The organism is Mixta sp. Marseille-Q2659, assembly GCF_940807255.1.
Classification (GTDB): domain Bacteria; phylum Pseudomonadota; class Gammaproteobacteria; order Enterobacterales; family Enterobacteriaceae; genus Mixta.
Genome location: NZ_CALNWY010000025.1, coordinates 46,827 through 62,411 on the forward strand (window position 1 = coordinate 46,827; position 15,585 = coordinate 62,411).

Here is a 15,585-nt window from a genome sequence, read left to right on the forward strand (position 1 = left end):
GCCACACTGACTCAGAAGGAAACCCATTCATCTGCGGCGCTGGTGGCCGCCGGGCTGCTCTTCTGACGCGGTGCGCCTTTCAGTACCGGCGTTTTTACCGGCTCCGGGCGTGGCTCATCTTCAGCCGCCAGACGAAATTTCGCCACCGAACGCTGTAAATCTTCTGTCTGGCGCTCCAGCGCCGTCGCCGCGGCGGAAACTTCTTCCACCAGCGAGGCGTTTTGCTGGGTGACGCTGTCCATTTCTGCCACGGCGGTGCCGACCTGCTCAATGCCCTTGCTCTGCTCTTCAGAGGCGGCGGCGATCTGCTTCATGATTTCGGTCACGTCGCTGACCGCTTTCACGATGGCGCTCATGGTGCTGCCAGCTTCGCTAACCAGTTTCGAGCCACTCTCTACGCGGGCAACAGAATCACCAATTAATGATTCGATCTCTTTGGCTGCGCCGGCGCTGCGCTGCGCCAGATTACGCACTTCACTGGCGACTACCGCAAAACCGCGCCCTTGCTCGCCTGCACGCGCCGCTTCTACCGCCGCGTTCAGCGCCAGGATATTGGTCTGGAAGGCGATGCTGTTAATCACGCTGGTGATTTCGGCGATTTTTTTCGAGCTGTCGGAAATGCCGGACATGGTCTGCACCACGTCACTGACCAGCTTGCCGCCCTGTCCGGCGGTCAGCGAGGCGTTATCTGCCAGGTCGCTGGCCTGACGCGCATTATCCGCATTAAGTTTTACCGTCGCGGTAAGCTGCTCCATGCTGGCGGCGGTCTGCTCCAGCGCCGCCGCCTGCTGCTCGGTGCGCGAAGAGAGATCGTTGTTACCCATAGAGATTTCTGCCGCGCCGCGCCAGATATTCTCGGTACCGCCGCGAATGGCGCTGACCGCGTCGCGCAGGCTTTCCTGCATGGCGCGCAGCAGCGGCACCAGTTTTCCAACACAGTTGCGCCCCAGATCTTCAATCGGCTGGCTGAGATCGCCTTCGGCAATTTTACGGAAGTGGCCACGGATCTGCTCCAGCGGGCGCACCAGCATGCTGACCAGATAACGATCGGTAAACAGCAGGATCAGCAGTCCGCAAATCACCGCCGCGATAATGGTCACGCGCGTAATAATGGTAATGCTGTCAACGGTAACGCGGGTTTGATCCAGCATCACGCCCGCCGCCGCATTATATTTCTCCGCGACCGCGCCAAATTCACGGCTCAGGGCTGGCGTGACGCCGTTAGCATGGCGACGGTACTCTTCCAGCGAGGCCTGCTGCGCCAGCTGCATTTGCGGTCTGACGCCCTGCTCCAGCAGCTTTGTCCAGCTCTCTTCCACCGCGGTGGAAATTGCCGCATCCATCGGCCCTGGCGCGGCGGCTTTAAACTGCGCCAGCTGTTGCGTCATGCCGTCAAGTGCCTTCTGTACGCTGGCGAAGGCTGCCGCATCCGGCGTGCCGCCTGAGGCGCGCACTTCCATCACCCGCGACAGACGCGTGACGAAGCGGAAATATTGATCGTTGCCTTTGCTCAGAATGGCCATCTGCGATACCAGCTGGCGATCGATGTTGTTACCTTCGCTCAGGGCGTTCAACGAATGGACGCTGTACATGCCCACCGCTGACCAGAGCAAACAGAACAGGCCAAGGATAGAAAGCATAACGGCGCGTATGGTGAAGTTTTTTAATAGCTGCATAGCTGCCTCAGTTTGGTCAATAACCCCAGGATATTCCGCCGTCGCTGGCGGGCTTATCGTCTGTTATCGGCAGCGTTCGCGAAAGTTATACCGTTTTATCGCAACAGTAATCCTTACCTTTCAGACGGTTATCTGAAAGGGCGCCGGGCTAAGTCCTTGCCCGCGCAACGCTTTTCAACTTTTAGATAGTGAAATAATGCTGATATTTATCGCGCCATGTAACAATTCCCCAAAGCAATTATTTCAGTTTTACCATGGCGCGCATCAGTAAACGCAGCAGTCGCAGGCGTAAACGCATAAATCGATGCTGCGTAACAATCGCCGCTTCGCCTTTGATACCAAAGCGCAACGTGACATCGGCGCCCGGATGCCAGGCGGGCCAGATGACCTCACCCTGCAGCTGATGAGAAAACTCGCTGGCGTCATGCGCAAACCGCAACCAGTATTCGCTGATACGACGGGCAAACTGGCGATCGTTATCGGTAAAGGGGCGATCCGCCATCTGCACATTTTCCGCGGTGAGCGTATCCATCACGTAGGGAATTTCATTGCCATGCCAGCTGCCGTAACGACAGAGATCGCGCGAGTTTTCCGAGACGTAATCAAAGTAGTAGCGCCAGCCCGGTACGCCGCGCTGATGCTGCGCATGCACCGCCAGCCAGGTCAGCGTGCCAAAGGCCATATCGCGCGCCACTTTACGTCCCAGCCGATGATCGTCATGTTCATCGTAGAGCGATTTAATCAGCTTCAGGAGCAGCGGACGTCGCTGGCGTAAAGTGGTTATGGTTGCGGTGGGATCGACGCCAAAATATTCCAGCACGCTGGCTTCATCGCTGTTGTAGCCAATCATCAGCGGATACCGATGCTGACGCGCTGCGGCAAACACCTCCACCACCGGTTTCGGCAAGACCCGATCGCCCGCGATCGCGACCGGGCCGTTGCCGAGACGCACAGGCAGCGACCAGAAGCTGTCGGCAGGCAGCGCGCGCAACTCCTCTGCGCTGGCGTTTTCCAGCCCAAAATGGTGCGCCACCGCTACACCGCTGGCCAGCGCGTCCTGCCGCTTTTTATCCGGCAGGCTGTAGGCGCTCTGCACGATACCTTTATGAAACAGGCCTGCCGCCAGCGGCGAGGCAAACAGCGACAGCACGCTGCGGCCGCCGGACGATTCGCCGAAAATGGTCACGTTGCGCCGATCGCCGCCAAAGGAGGCGATGTTGCGCTGTACCCATTGCAGGGCGGCAATCTGATCCAGCAGCGCGAAATTATTGACCACTTCGCCGGACGGATACTCCGCATCCAGCGCCGGGTGCGCAAAAAAGCCGAGGTGACCCAGCCGATAGTTCAGCGTCACCACTACCACGCCGCGTGCCGCCAGCGCCTTACCGTTGTAAGGATGCAGGCTGCCCGCGCCGATGGTAAATCCGCCGCCGTGGATCCAGACCATCACCGGCAGCGGGCGCGAAGGCTGAATTTCCGGCGACCAGACATTGAGATAGAGACAATCCTCGCTGAGATGACCGGGATCGCCGCCACCTGCCAGCACGCACTGTTCACGATGTTGCCAGCTGGCGTTGCCCCAATGTGTTGCATCACGCACCTCTTTCCAGGGCGTGACCGGTTTTGGCGTGCGCCAGCGCAATGCGCCAACCGGCGGCGCTGCATAAGGAATACCTTTGAAAACAAAAATGCCTTCATCAATCGCGCCGCGTAATGCACCCTCTGCCGTGTGTATTCTCAAAGGTTCATTTTTCATTATATTTTCCATCGTAAAGCACGGGCTTATTATTCGCAGGCTCACTTTTATTGTCTATGGTGGCGGCCATTTTGCAGAATATACCGATGAGATATTGGCCTTTCTGACGGCTTTTCGGATAAATACACGGCGTTGCAGAGGGTAAAAAGGGTATTTTCAGGGGAAAACAGCGTGTGCGGCGGCGCGCCAGCAACGGAAAAGCGCGCATAAAAATGATAAGAAGCTGAAATGTTTTATGCGGACTGGCTTTACCAGCCCGCATGAATGCTAGCTGTTTATTTCAGGCCGCAGCGTTGCAGACTGGCCGCCTGACGCGCCGCATAGAGCGTCATCTCATCGGTTACGGCACAGCCTAACGCTTCTTCAAAACGGGTTCGGCTTGCCGACGCAGAAAATTTTTCCGGCGCCTGTTCGCCCAGATTGGATTGAAAAATACCGGCGGCGCTGACCGGCAGAAAATCTTCATAAACCTGCGGATCGGCCACCAGCAGTCCCTGCGCAATCAGCGCTTCACGATCGGCATCGGGTGCGATCGCCTGCTGCTTGCCCTTTTCCGTCAGGCGATAGTCAAACCAGGCGAGCTGCTGCTGGCGTAACGCTTTTTCACTGTCGGGAAACGCCTGGAATACCTCAGTAAGATGTTGCTGGTGTTGCTGGTTATCGGTGCCGCTGCCTGCCTGCGCCAACAGGCTGTCGTAACGCTGTCGTCCGGCTGGCGTCAGCGCAACGCCGCGCTGTTCGATCTCACCAAAGCGTGCGGTATGACTGCGGCGTGCCGTCGGCAAAATGACCGGCTCTTCCAGCGCTTTGAAGCTGGTCTGACGCAGCAAAATCGGTACGTTCCGGCGCGGCGGCCCTTCGATGATTGCTTTGGGCGTAATGCCATGTTCCGGCATCAGCGCCTGAACGCGATCGATATCCAGCGTGCGCGGCGTAAGGTGATTAATATGGCAGCCGGGGAAACAGACGACATCGGCAATCAGCCGATGCTGCTGGTGCAACGCTTCGTAAGTGGCGCGATCGACGGTGGTTTGTCGGTGCCAGCGAAATGTCTCCAGCGCCTCACGAACAAACTCAGCGGCGGTGGCGTCATCAAAGCCGCCCTGCTGCTGATGCTGTTCAATCAGCGCCAGACAACGTGGGGTAAAAATCTGGCGCGCAGCAAGAATGGCTTCAGCCCGCTGGCGCATGGCGCGATCTTCGATTAGCTCCAGCCGCAGCAGCGAGGTAAACAGCCGAAACGGATTACGGCGCAGCGCGTCCCCTTCTACCGGACGGAAAGCCGTGGAATGCACCGGCACGCCTGCTGGCGCCAAATCGTAATAGCCCACTGGATACATGCCCATAATGGCGAACAGCTGCCGCAGCGTGTTCAGCTCCTGTGGGCTGCCGACGCGAATGGCGCCATGGCGTTCTACGCTCAGGCGCGACAGCTCATCAGCCGCTGCCAGCCGTTCGGCAAGTTCCTTATCCTGCGCCAGCACCTGCTGATTGACCTCTGCCACCAGCTGCAACAGCGTGCCGTATTGCGGCACTTCCTGCTGATACATCGCCGACATCGCCTGAGAAAATTGTTCCCGCAGCGCATCTGCGCTGACAAACTTTTGCATGATTCCACCCTTTTTTCGCCACTCTGCAGCCACTGTAGAGCAAGCCGCAGGCGGACGGAAAAAAGGTGTTAAATTTGTGATCGCGTTGGTGAAAGCGACGCGGCGCAGGCTGGCACGTTGTATTTACAGACGGGCCGGATTCAGCCCCAGCGCTGTTTGGCCAGCAGCATCAGGCTGGTTAATGTCGCTGGCAGCGCCAGCAGTAAAAATATCTGACTGAACGGCCAGCCGAGCGCCAGCATCTGCGCGCCGGCAAATGCGCTGAGAATCGCGCCGATGCGGCCAACGCCGTGCATCCAGCTGGAGCCGGTGGCGCGCGCCTGAGTCGGATAATAGCTGGCGGCCAGCGCATTCATGCCGGTATTGGCGCCGTTAAAGCAGAAACCGCAACAAAAGGCGATGGTCGCCATCAGCAGAGGCTGAGCTGGCGCGCAGCCAAGCAGAATGGTCGCCAGCGCGCCGCCGAAATAGATTGCCGCCAGCGCCAGATTGGCATTGACCCGATCCATCAGCCAGCCGGCAAACAACGAGCCCAGCGTTCCGCCCGCCTGATACATGGCGGTAATCAACGCGGCAGCGGTAACGCTCAGCCCCAAATCGCCAATCAAGGCGGGCATCCAGCTGCCGATCAGGTAAACCAGGAACAGGCCCATAAAGTAGCCGCCCCACAGCATCAGGCTGCCGAAGCGGTATTGACTGGAGAGTACGGTGCTAACCGCGCCCGTCCCGGACGTCGAAGCAGGATAGAGAAAGGTACTGTGCGGCGTGGTCGAACCCGGCCACATCTTTTCCACGATAGCCCGAATACGCCAGAACGGCGCCTGCTGCGCCAGCAGAAAACGCACCGACTCCGGCAGATAACGCAACAGCAATGGTAGCAGCAGCAGCGGCAGGATGCCGCCCATCAGCAACACCGCATGCCAGCCGAAAGCGGGAATCAGCCAGGAGGCGGCGAACCCACCGCTGGCGGCGCCGAAGGTAAAGCCGCAAAACACCACGGTAATCAGAAAAGCGCGCTGGCGCTCCGGCGCGTATTCCGAAACCAGCGTGCCGACATTCGGCATCGCGGCACCAACCAGGCCAGTCAACAGACGAAACAGCATCATCTGTTCGATATTCTGCGCCAGCGCCGTTGCCAGCGTCCACACGCCGAAAAAGAATACGCTGCTGATAATAATCCAGCGCCGCCCATAACGATCGGCCAGCGGGCCGGCAAACATCGCGCCCAGCGCCAGCCCGACCAGCGCGGCGCCGATCGCCATGCCCAACTGATGGCTTGAAATCAGCCAGCTGCTGCGCAGCGCTGGGGCAATAAATCCCATTATCGCGATGTCCATGCCATCCAGCGCCACAATAATAAAGCAGAGCGCAATAATACGCCGCTGGAAGGCGCTTAAGCGGTGTTGGTTAATAAGCTGGCGAACGTCAATGGCCTGTATGCTGTTCAGAAAAGTAGCTCCCTGCGGCTGTTAACAACGGATAAGCGCGGCAATCATAAAAGCGGTTTTATCATAGCGAAACGCTATGCGCTGCGGCTATGACTTTGCGCTATAGTGAAATTTTCTCAACAGGCCACGCGCCGGACGTTCAGCAAGCCAGCATGATCTATGCTGAAAAGTTATGCTGCGGGTAGCATTGATTACTTCTGATGACGTTGACGCCGCCTGTTTCCTGAACAAAAGGCAATATTGTTAAATTTATTTTGCAATAAAGTTAACAAAATCACAGCATGCCGCTTGCGTTAATTCAGCCAGCCTTTCTACTCTCTTCCCATGGACAAAAACTATCTGTTTAATCAGCGCATCCGCTTGCGCCATCTCCACACTTTCGTTGCGGTCGCACAGCAAGGTACGCTGGGCCGTGCCGCGGAAACGCTCAGCCTGAGCCAGCCGGCGCTTTCCAAAACGCTGAATGAGCTGGAGGAGCTGACCGGCGTCCGCCTGTTTGAACGCGGACGCCTCGGCGCGCAGCTGACCACCATCGGTGAGCAGTTTTTAACGCACGCGATAAAGGTGCTGGATGCGCTAAATCATGCCGGACAGTCGTTCGCGAATCCGGTCGGCGACCGCCCGGTAGTAATCCGTCTCGGCGCGCTGACGACCGCCGCAATGGGTATGTTGCCTCAGATCCTCGATCGCTTTCACCAGCAACAGCCTCAGGCCACGGTTCAGGTGGCAACGCTGCATAATAATGTACTGCTGGCGGGCCTGAAGGCGGGCGAGTTTGATATCGGTATTGGCCGCATGGCCGATACTGAAATGATGTCCGGTTTGACTTATGAACTGCTGTTCCTGGAATCGTTAAGGCTGGTCGTCAGGCCGGAACACCCGCTTTTAAGTGACAACGTCACGCTTTCGCGCGCATTGCAGTGGCCGGTGGTAATTTCGCCGGAAGGGACGGCACCGCGGCGCATTGCGCAGGCGATGATGGATGAACAGGGATGCAAACTGCCGCCAAGCTGCGTAGAAACCTCCTCTACTTCGCTGGCGCGTCAGCTGGCGTTACGTTACGACTATGTCTGGTTTGTGCCTTCCGGCGCCGTCAAAGAAGACCTGCTGCACAGCTCGCTGGCGGCTCTGCCGATTGCTTCGCATGGCCCTGGCGAACCGGTGGGCATTATTACCCGCTCCGGTAATCCGCTCTGTCTGAGCGCGGAAATTCTGCTCGCCACTATTCGTAAATGCCATTCAGGATAATAAGGTGTGGCAGCGCATTTAAGTCTGAGATAATTTAGCAGGTGAAAAAAGAACGGGCTGGCAAACGCCAGCCCGAAAATATTATTGCCGATTCAAATGACCCATTAGCGACTGCGTTTTGCATGCCGCTCGCGGTTATCCATGCGCGCCTGCTCCGTTTTGCGCATCCCGACATAGATTGCGCCGCTACCGCCGTGCTGCGGCTGAGCGATGCAAAAAGCCTGTACATCATCAAACTGCTGAAGCCAGCGTGCCAGATAACTGCGCACAATGTTGGCGTGCGATTCATCTTCCCGGCCCTTGCCGTGAACAATCAGCAGATTGCGCAAATTATCTTTGCGCGCCTCCATCATAAAGGCAAAAAGCGACTGGCGGCAGACTTCTACCGGCTGGCGCAGCAGGTTGAGGCTGGCATCCAGCTTATATTTACCCAGACGCAGCTTATCCAGCACGCCTTGTTGAATGCCTTCAGCTTTATATTCCAGCGGTTCACTGAGCGGAACAATATCGAGGTAGCCTTTAGTAAGGAAGTTTTCCATTTCCTCATTAGCCGGCTGGCGCGGCGCTTTGGGCGTCGGCGTTTTCAGCCAGTGAATATTTGCGCAATTTTTCAGCGGGGTGACATCTTCCATGGCGTCACGAAACAGATCTTTATCGTCAAGGTTCATGGGGCTTACCTCACGCCTGATATGTCGTGGCAATGCACGAAGAAGAAAATGACTGAACGTCCCGGCAAGTTTAACCGATTGGCCGGGCGTTGCCAAAAGCCAAAATGCGCAAGCCGTGACTGCCTGTTTTTCATTCAACTTAGCGATTGATTTTTGTCATGTTAGTTAAGTGTTAAAAATAATTCGCCGTGTATCGGTAATAAGAAAAGTTGTTTAACGCCCTTAATTAACAAAACAATGCGCAATATTTACCCATAAAATTACATTGATGTTATTAATAGATAACATCCCTGTTTTTTATGCGGTTAAAAGTGCGCTAATGCATTCCATTTCGCGCATGAAGGATGTTAAAATTGACCTCAGTCAATTATCGTCGAGGATGTATTATGATCCCGGAAAAACGAAGCATTCGTCGTATTCAGTCTGGTGGATGCGCGATTCACTGCCAGGACTGTAGCATCAGTCAACTTTGTATCCCGTTCACGCTAAATGAACATGAGCTGGACCAGCTGGACAACATTATCGAGCGTAAAAAGCCGATTCAGAAAAGCCAGGCTCTGTTTAAAGCGGGTGATGAGTTGCGTTCGCTCTACGCTATTCGCTCCGGTACCATCAAGAGCTATACCATCACCGAACAGGGCGATGAGCAGATCACCGGTTTTCATCTGGCGGGTGACCTGGTCGGCTTTGATGCGATCGGCTCCGGCCATCATCCCAGCTTTGCTCAGGCGCTGGAAACCTCGATGGTCTGTGAAATTCCTTTCGAAACCCTGGACGATCTTTCCGGTAAAATGCCCGCCCTGCGCCAGCAGATGATGCGCCTGATGAGCGGCGAGATCAAAGGCGATCAGGATATGATTCTGCTGTTGTCGAAGAAAAATGCAGAAGAACGCCTGGCGGCGTTTATCTGGAATCTGGCGCGCCGTTTCGGCCAGCGCGGCTTCTCCCAGCGTGAGTTCCGCCTGACGATGACGCGTGGTGATATTGGTAACTATCTGGGCCTGACGGTAGAAACCATCAGCCGTCTGCTGGGCCGCTTCCAGAAGAGCGGAATGCTGGCGGTAAAAGGCAAATACATTACGATTGAAAACCATTCGATGCTGGCCGAGCTGGCAGGTCAAAGCCGCGGCGCCGCATGATAAGCACGCCGGATCACTATTTGTTATTTTATTGATCCGGCTAGAACTTCTCCCCTTTTTCCCGACCTGTTAATGGGCTATCTTTAGCTGACACGCTCTGGTGTTAGGAGATGCCGTTATGGTTAAGTATCAAAACATTCTGGTCGCGATAGATCCTGAACAAGACGATCAGCCAGCGCTGCGTCGGGCCGTCTATCTCAACCAGCGTATCGGCGGGAAAATTAAGGCATTTTTGCCTATCTATGATTTTTCTTACGAAATGACTACCCTTCTTTCACCCGATGAACGCACGACCATGCGCAAAGGGGTGATCAGCCAACGGACAGAATGGATTCGCGAACAGGCGCATGCTTATCTGGAAGCGGGCGTGGATATTGAAATCAAAGTGGTCTGGCATAATCGACCCTTTGAAGCGATTATTCAGGAAGTTCTGGCAGGCCAACACGATCTGGTGTTGAAAATGGCGCACCAGCACGATCGGCTGGAAGCGGTGATTTTCACTCCAACCGACTGGCATCTGCTGCGCAAGTGCCCCTGCCCGGTCTGGATGGTGAAAGATCAGCCCTGGCCGGAACAAGGTAAAGCGGTAGTTGCCGTGAACCTGGCCAGCGAGGAGCCGCATCATGACGGGCTGAATCAGAAGCTAATCCGCGAAACTACCGAACTGGCCGCCATGGTGAATCATACCGAAGTGCATCTGGTCGGCGCTTATCCGGTGACGCCCATCAATATCGCCATTGAACTGCCTGACTTCGATCCCAGCGTGTATAACGATGCGATTCGCGGCCAGCATTTGGTCGCCATGAAGGCGCTGCGGCAAAAATTTTCTATTGATGAGAAATTCACCCACGTCGCCAAGGGCCTGCCGGAAGAGGTTATCCCGGATTTAGCCGAGCATTTAAATGCGGGCGTGGTGGTATTAGGCACCATAGGGCGTACCGGTCTGTCGGCGGCTTTCCTGGGCAATACCGCTGAGCAGGTTATCGATCATCTGCGCTGCGATCTACTGGTGATCAAGCCCGATAACTTCACGTCGGCGATTGAGCTGGATGACGATGAGGATGATTAACGACGAAGGCTGATCTGAAGAGCGAGCGTAAAAAAGGCTGCCGACGATATGTCGGCAGCCTTTTATTTTTTAACGCGCTTAAAGTGCTTTGAGAATAGCTTCCACGCTCGCTTTTGCGTCGCCGAACAGCATCTGCGTATTCTCTTTAAAGAACAGCGGATTCTGAACGCCCGCATAGCCGGTGTTCATGGAACGCTTAAACACCACCACATTTTGCGCTTTCCACACTTCCAGCACCGGCATTCCGGCGATAGGACTGCGCGGATCTTCCTGCGCCGCCGGGTTAACGGTATCGTTCGCGCCAATCACCAGTACCGTGTCGGTCTCGGCGAAATCATCGTTGATTTCATCCATTTCCAGCACCACGTCATAAGGCACTTTCGCCTCCGCCAGCAGTACATTCATATGGCCTGGCAGACGGCCCGCCACCGGATGAATGCCAAATCGCACCTTGATGCCGCGCGCACGCAGCTTTTCGGTGATCTCCGCCACCGGATATTGCGCCTGTGCCACCGCCATGCCGTAGCCCGGGGTAATAATGACGGTAGAGGAGTTTTTCAGCAGCTCCGCGGTATCCTGCGCATTGATCTCACGATGTTCGCCGCTCTCTTCATCGTCCCCTGCTGCAGCGCTGCTGTCGGTGCCGAATCCACCGGCGATCACGCTGATAAACGAGCGGTTCATCGCCTTGCACATAATGTAAGAGAGAATGGCGCCGGAGGAACCAACCAGCGCGCCGGTGACAATCAGCAGATCGTTGCTCAGCATAAAGCCCGCAGCGGCGGCGGCCCAACCGGAATAGGAGTTCAGCATAGAAACCACGACCGGCATATCCGCACCACCGATTGAGGCGACCAGATGCCAGCCGAAAGCCAGTGCAATCACCGTCATGATCAGCAATGCGAAAATTTGCAGCCCGACGCTTTCGGTACGGACAAACATCCACAGCAGCAGGAAGGAGACCACCAGCGCCAGCAGGTTAAGCTTGTGGCGATGCGGCAGCATCAGCGGACGCGAAGAGATTTTCCCGCGCAGTTTGCCAAAAGCGACCAGCGATCCGGTAAAAGTCACCGCACCGATAAAGATGCCGAGGAAAATCTCCGTCAGATGAATATTTTCCATCACCGGCTCAAGCCCAGGGCCGTGATCGATATAGCTGTTTAAACCCCACCAGTACCGCCGCCAGGCCGACGAAGCTGTGCAGAATCGCCACCAGCTCCGGCATTTCGGTCATCTCTACCTTTTTCGCCAGATGAATGCCGATTGCGCCGCCGATCACCATCGCCAGTAAGATCCAAGCGATATTGCCGGCATCCGGTCCGAAAATGGTCGCCAGTAGCGCAATGCCCATACCGGCCATGCCGAAAATATTTCCCTGCTTCGAGGTTTCATGCTTTGAAAGCCCCGCCAGGCTGAAAATAAAAAGAATTGCGGCAACAATGTATGCCGCAGTCACTAATCCGCCAGACATTTATTGCCCCTTAGTTCTTACGAAACATTTTCAGCATGCGCTGAGTTACGGTGAAGCCGCCAAAAATATTGATGCTGGCGATCAGCACGGCAATAAAGGCGAAGAAAGTGACCCAGCCGCCGTGGCCGATTTGCAACAGCGCGCCGACCACGATAATGCCGGATATAGCATTCGTGACCGACATCAGCGGCGTATGCAGCGCATGGCTGACATTCCACACCACGTAGTAACCCACCACGCAGGAGAGCGCGAAAACGGTAAAGTGCGAAAGGAACGCGGCCGGGGCGACATTCGCCAGGCAGGCGAACAGCACAATCGCCAGCGCCAGCAGCAGATATTTACGCCAGGGGGAAGCAGGTTTGGCTGGCTCAACCGGCGCCGCCGCTTTGGGCTGGGCCGCTTTCGGCGCGGCGGAAACCTGGATCGGCGGCGCGGGCCAGGTGACTTCACCGTTCAGCACGGTAGTCACACCGCGGATCACCACATCATCGAAGTTGATGTCGATTTCGCCGTTCTTCTCTTTGCAGAGCAGCTTCAGGAGATTGACCAGGTTGGTGCTGTAGAGCTGGGAAGATTGCGTCGGTAAGCGGCTGGGCAGATCGGTATAGCCAATGATTTTTACGCCGTTCTCGGTAGTGGTAACCGTATCTGCGACGGTCAGCTCGCAGTTGCCACCGGTTTGCGCTGCCAGATCCACAATCACGCTGCCGGGCTTCATGGTGGCGACCATTTCGCGGGTAATCAGACGCGGCGCGGGTTTTCCTGGGATCAGCGCGGTGGTAATAATGATATCCACCTCCTGCGCCTGAGCAGCAAAGAGTTCCATTTCCGCTTTGATAAAGGCTTCCGACATCACTTTGGCATAGCCGTCGCCGCTGCCAGCTTCCTCTTTGAAATCCAGCTCAAGGAATTCGGCGCCCATGCTTTTCACCTGCTCTTTCACTTCCGGGCGGGTATCAAACGCGCGCACGATGGCGCCTAAGCTACCGGCGGCGCCAATCGCCGCCAGGCCAGCCACGCCAGCGCCAATCACCATGACTTTTGCCGGTGGCACTTTCCCTGCCGCGGTAATCTGGCCGGTAAAGAAACGGCCAAATTCATGCGCAGCCTCTACGACCGCGCGATAGCCAGCGATATTGGCCATGGAGCTGAGGGCATCAAGAGACTGGGCGCGGGAAATGCGTGGCACCGCATCCATTGCCATGACGTTAATCTTACGCGCGGCCAGCTTTTCCATCAGCGCTGGATTTTGCGCAGGCCAGATAAAGCTTATCAGCGTGCTGCCTTCACGCAGCAGCGCAATCTCTTCCTCATCAGGCGCATTGACTTTCAGCACAATATCGGCCTGCAAAGCCTGCTGACGATCGACCAGGGTCGCGCCCGCCTGCTGATAAGCGCTATCTTCAAAACTGGCCGCTTTACCTGCCTGTTCTTCAATGGCTACGCTGAAACCCAGTTTCAGCAGCTGTTCCACCGTTTTTGGCGTTGCAGCCACCCGGGCTTCATTTAGCAACCGCTCTTTGGGTACCCCAATTAACATAGTTTTCCCTTTCATCGGTTAGTGATGATATGAGCGACGGCGATTTTTCCGCGCTCGCTCCAGACTTTGTATCAAAGTGTTTATAACCTACTGAATATATGTCTCGTAATCTACCCGCTACCGGCTGCGTGGAAAGTTTTTACGCAAATATGCCCTTCTCAGGGAATCACACATTATTTTCGCCGGATAAATAGCGTTATCCCAACAACAATCTGCTATATCGATAGCAACAAAACAGGATATAAAACGCAACATTATCCTTAATTAACAATAGATTAACTAAAATAGTCATATCATTAATCGGTTAAAGTAATAATCGATTGCTGAGTTATACTAAAAACGCCTCTCTTTAATACGCCCTTTTTATGATTAAACCGGCGAACCCGAATGCGTTAAATTGGCTGAGACAGCGGCCATTATTACATGCAATAATCGGCAGCTAATCTGTTACACATCAAGAGTCCAGCACGTTTTCGTACTCAATTTTTGCGTAAGGCGAAGGATTATTTTTATGAAGCTGAAGAACACTCTTCTGGTGACCGCCCTGTTGTCATCGATGACGCTGACCGCTCAGGCGGCGCAGGAGCTGTCACCAGAAAAAGCGGCCGCGTTAAAACCTTTCGAACGTATTAATATTAGCGGTCGTTTCAATTCCATTGGCGATGCCAGCGCGGCAGTCTCCAAACGTGCGGATAGCATGGGCGCGGCCTCTTACTATATTCAGGGTATTAATGACGCAACCGGCAACAGCGGCAACTGGCGCGTTACTGCCGATTTGTATCATGCCGATGCGCCGGCTTCTGAGAAGACCACCACGTATCGCACCTTTAGCGGCGTAAAAGAGCTGCCGAAAGCGGAAGCGTACCGGCTGGAGCCGTTCGATACGGTTTCCGTCAGCGGCTTCTTCCACAGCCAGCCGGATGTGAATGAAGCAATTGGTAAAGCGGCGAAAGAGAAAGGCGCAGCCTCGTTCTTTATTGTGCGCCAGATCGACGCCAACAGCGGCGGCAACCAATATATCACCGCCTACGTTTATAAAGCCGATGCGCCGAAACGCCAGGTGCAGAGCCCGAACGCAATTCCGCGTAACTCCGAAGCGGGTAAAGCGGCACTGGCCGCCGGCGGCGTTGCTGCGAAACAGGTTGAAATTCCTGGCGTTGCGTCTTCAGAAACGCCGAGCAATAAAGTTGGCCGTTTCTTCGAAACCCAGAGTTCTTCTGGCGAGCGTTATACCGTGCGCCTGTCTGACGGCAAAGAGATCCAGGAAGTGAACGCCATCACTGCCGCGCAGATGCAGCCGTTTGATACCGTCACCTTTACCGGCCACTTTGGCACGCCGACGGAAATCTCTGAGGCCGTGGCCAAACGCGCCGCCGCCAAAGGCGCTAAGTTCTATCACGTCACGCGCCAGTGGCAAAACCAGAGCGGCGGCAACCTCACCGTGACCGCTGACCTGTTTAAATAATCCTCACCCCGGAGCGGCTTTTCCGCCGCTCCGCCATATTCTGAATAATCTGTAGCGCTTTTTGCATAGACACGCATTGCGCGACGCCCCCGCACTCCGTAAAATCCCGGCCTTATTTCAGCGCAAACGCGGGGTTCTCTCGCCTCCTGCCTGATGAAAAGTCAACCGCAACGCGGTTCCCTGGTTATTTATTCTGTTTCAGGACGGTTTCTTGGACAAAAAATTAGGCCTTAGCGCGCTAACCGCGCTGGTACTCAGCTCCATGCTGGGCGCCGGGGTTTTCAGCCTGCCGCAAAATATGGCGGCCGTCGCCAGCCCCGCCGCGCTCTTGATCGGCTGGGCCATTACCGGCGCGGGTATTCTTTTTCTTTCGTTAGCGCTGCTGCTGTTGACGCGGCTGAAGCCCGATCTGGACGGCGGTATTTTTACCTATGCCCGCGACGGCTTCGGGGAACTGGTCGGCTTTAGTTCTGCCTGGGGCTACTGGCTGTGCGC

12 protein-coding genes and 1 pseudogene are annotated in these 15,585 nt (G+C 55.7%); 5 read left to right on the forward strand and 8 right to left on the reverse strand.

What is annotated here, in order from left to right; all coding sequences use genetic code 11:
* Positions 1 to 11 precede the first annotated feature (11 nt).
* The 5 genes from P3C52_RS15970 to P3C52_RS15990 form a co-directional block, all read right to left on the reverse strand.
* A complete protein-coding gene (locus tag P3C52_RS15970; protein ID WP_275555939.1) occupies positions 12 to 1,676 on the reverse strand; it encodes a methyl-accepting chemotaxis protein in 1,665 nt (554 codons plus the stop codon).
* 238 nt (positions 1,677 to 1,914) lie between these two features.
* On the reverse strand, positions 1,915 to 3,432 hold the full coding sequence (locus tag P3C52_RS15975) for a carboxylesterase/lipase family protein (RefSeq protein ID WP_275555940.1): 1,518 nt from the start codon (positions 3,430 to 3,432) through the stop codon (positions 1,915 to 1,917).
* Entirely contained in the window at positions 3,422 to 3,694 is a 273-nt protein-coding gene (locus tag P3C52_RS15980) for a hypothetical protein (RefSeq protein ID WP_275555941.1), read from the reverse strand. Before P3C52_RS15980 ends, P3C52_RS15975 begins: the two co-directional genes overlap by 11 nt.
* A gap of 13 nt (positions 3,695 to 3,707) precedes the next feature.
* Positions 3,708 to 5,042 (reverse strand): VOC family protein, encoded by a 1,335-nt coding sequence (locus P3C52_RS15985; protein WP_275555942.1) that lies wholly within the window; start codon positions 5,040 to 5,042, stop codon positions 3,708 to 3,710.
* A gap of 140 nt (positions 5,043 to 5,182) precedes the next feature.
* Positions 5,183 to 6,490, reverse strand: a complete 1,308-nt coding sequence (locus P3C52_RS15990; protein ID WP_275555954.1) for an aromatic acid/H+ symport family MFS transporter — start codon at positions 6,488 to 6,490, stop codon at positions 5,183 to 5,185.
* A gap of 324 nt (positions 6,491 to 6,814) precedes the next feature.
* On the opposite strand from P3C52_RS15990, the gene P3C52_RS15995 reads away from it, so the two are divergent.
* Positions 6,815 to 7,738: a LysR substrate-binding domain-containing protein gene (locus P3C52_RS15995; protein WP_275555943.1), complete on the forward strand. Its 924-nt coding sequence runs from the start codon at positions 6,815 to 6,817 to the stop codon at positions 7,736 to 7,738.
* A 104-nt stretch (positions 7,739 to 7,842) separates the two neighbouring features.
* On the opposite strand, the gene smrA is transcribed toward P3C52_RS15995, so the two are convergent.
* Positions 7,843 to 8,406 (reverse strand): DNA endonuclease SmrA, encoded by a 564-nt coding sequence (gene smrA / locus P3C52_RS16000; protein ID WP_275555944.1) that lies wholly within the window; start codon positions 8,404 to 8,406, stop codon positions 7,843 to 7,845.
* Positions 8,407 to 8,792: 386 nt separating this feature from the next.
* Here smrA and P3C52_RS16005 point away from each other — a divergent pair, with 386 nt between their 5' ends.
* Positions 8,793 to 9,545 (forward strand): FNR family transcription factor, encoded by a 753-nt coding sequence (locus P3C52_RS16005; RefSeq protein WP_275555945.1) that lies wholly within the window; start codon positions 8,793 to 8,795, stop codon positions 9,543 to 9,545.
* A gap of 118 nt (positions 9,546 to 9,663) precedes the next feature.
* Entirely contained in the window at positions 9,664 to 10,614 is a 951-nt protein-coding gene (uspE, locus tag P3C52_RS16010; protein WP_275555946.1) for a universal stress protein UspE, read from the forward strand.
* Positions 10,615 to 10,692: 78 nt separating this feature from the next.
* Here the strand turns inward: uspE and pntB are convergent.
* Both pntB and pntA read right to left on the reverse strand, forming a co-directional pair.
* Positions 10,693 to 12,085: pseudogene (gene pntB / locus P3C52_RS16015) on the reverse strand (Re/Si-specific NAD(P)(+) transhydrogenase subunit beta).
* A 10-nt stretch (positions 12,086 to 12,095) separates the two neighbouring features.
* Entirely contained in the window at positions 12,096 to 13,625 is a 1,530-nt protein-coding gene (gene pntA / locus P3C52_RS16020) for a Re/Si-specific NAD(P)(+) transhydrogenase subunit alpha (RefSeq protein WP_275555947.1), read from the reverse strand.
* A 511-nt stretch (positions 13,626 to 14,136) separates the two neighbouring features.
* On the opposite strand from pntA, the gene ydgH reads away from it, so the two are divergent.
* Both ydgH and P3C52_RS16030 read left to right on the forward strand, forming a co-directional pair.
* The gene (gene ydgH, locus P3C52_RS16025; RefSeq protein ID WP_275555948.1) at positions 14,137 to 15,090 is read left to right on the forward strand and encodes a DUF1471 family protein YdgH; all 954 of its coding nucleotides are present in this window, start codon (positions 14,137 to 14,139) and stop codon (positions 15,088 to 15,090) included.
* A 211-nt stretch (positions 15,091 to 15,301) separates the two neighbouring features.
* Positions 15,302 to 15,585, forward strand: a 284-nt coding sequence (locus P3C52_RS16030) for an amino acid permease (RefSeq protein WP_275555949.1), incomplete at its 3' end; no start/stop codon positions are given.

Coding starts and splice junctions, on each gene's coding strand:
- smrA (WP_275555944.1), bottom strand. CDS start 8,406: ATGAACCTTGACGATAAAGATCTGTTTCGTGACGCCATGGAAGATGTC.
- P3C52_RS15980 (WP_275555941.1), bottom strand. CDS start 3,694: ATGCGGGCTGGTAAAGCCAGTCCGCATAAAACATTTCAGCTTCTTATC.
- P3C52_RS15970 (WP_275555939.1), bottom strand. CDS start 1,676: ATGCAGCTATTAAAAAACTTCACCATACGCGCCGTTATGCTTTCTATC.
- P3C52_RS15975 (WP_275555940.1), bottom strand. CDS start 3,432: ATGAAAAATGAACCTTTGAGAATACACACGGCAGAGGGTGCATTACGC.
- P3C52_RS15995 (WP_275555943.1), top strand. CDS start 6,815: ATGGACAAAAACTATCTGTTTAATCAGCGCATCCGCTTGCGCCATCTC.
- ydgH (WP_275555948.1), top strand. CDS start 14,137: ATGAAGCTGAAGAACACTCTTCTGGTGACCGCCCTGTTGTCATCGATG.
- P3C52_RS15985 (WP_275555942.1), bottom strand. CDS start 5,042: ATGCAAAAGTTTGTCAGCGCAGATGCGCTGCGGGAACAATTTTCTCAG.
- pntA (WP_275555947.1), bottom strand. CDS start 13,625: ATGTTAATTGGGGTACCCAAAGAGCGGTTGCTAAATGAAGCCCGGGTG.
- P3C52_RS16005 (WP_275555945.1), top strand. CDS start 8,793: ATGATCCCGGAAAAACGAAGCATTCGTCGTATTCAGTCTGGTGGATGC.
- uspE (WP_275555946.1), top strand. CDS start 9,664: ATGGTTAAGTATCAAAACATTCTGGTCGCGATAGATCCTGAACAAGAC.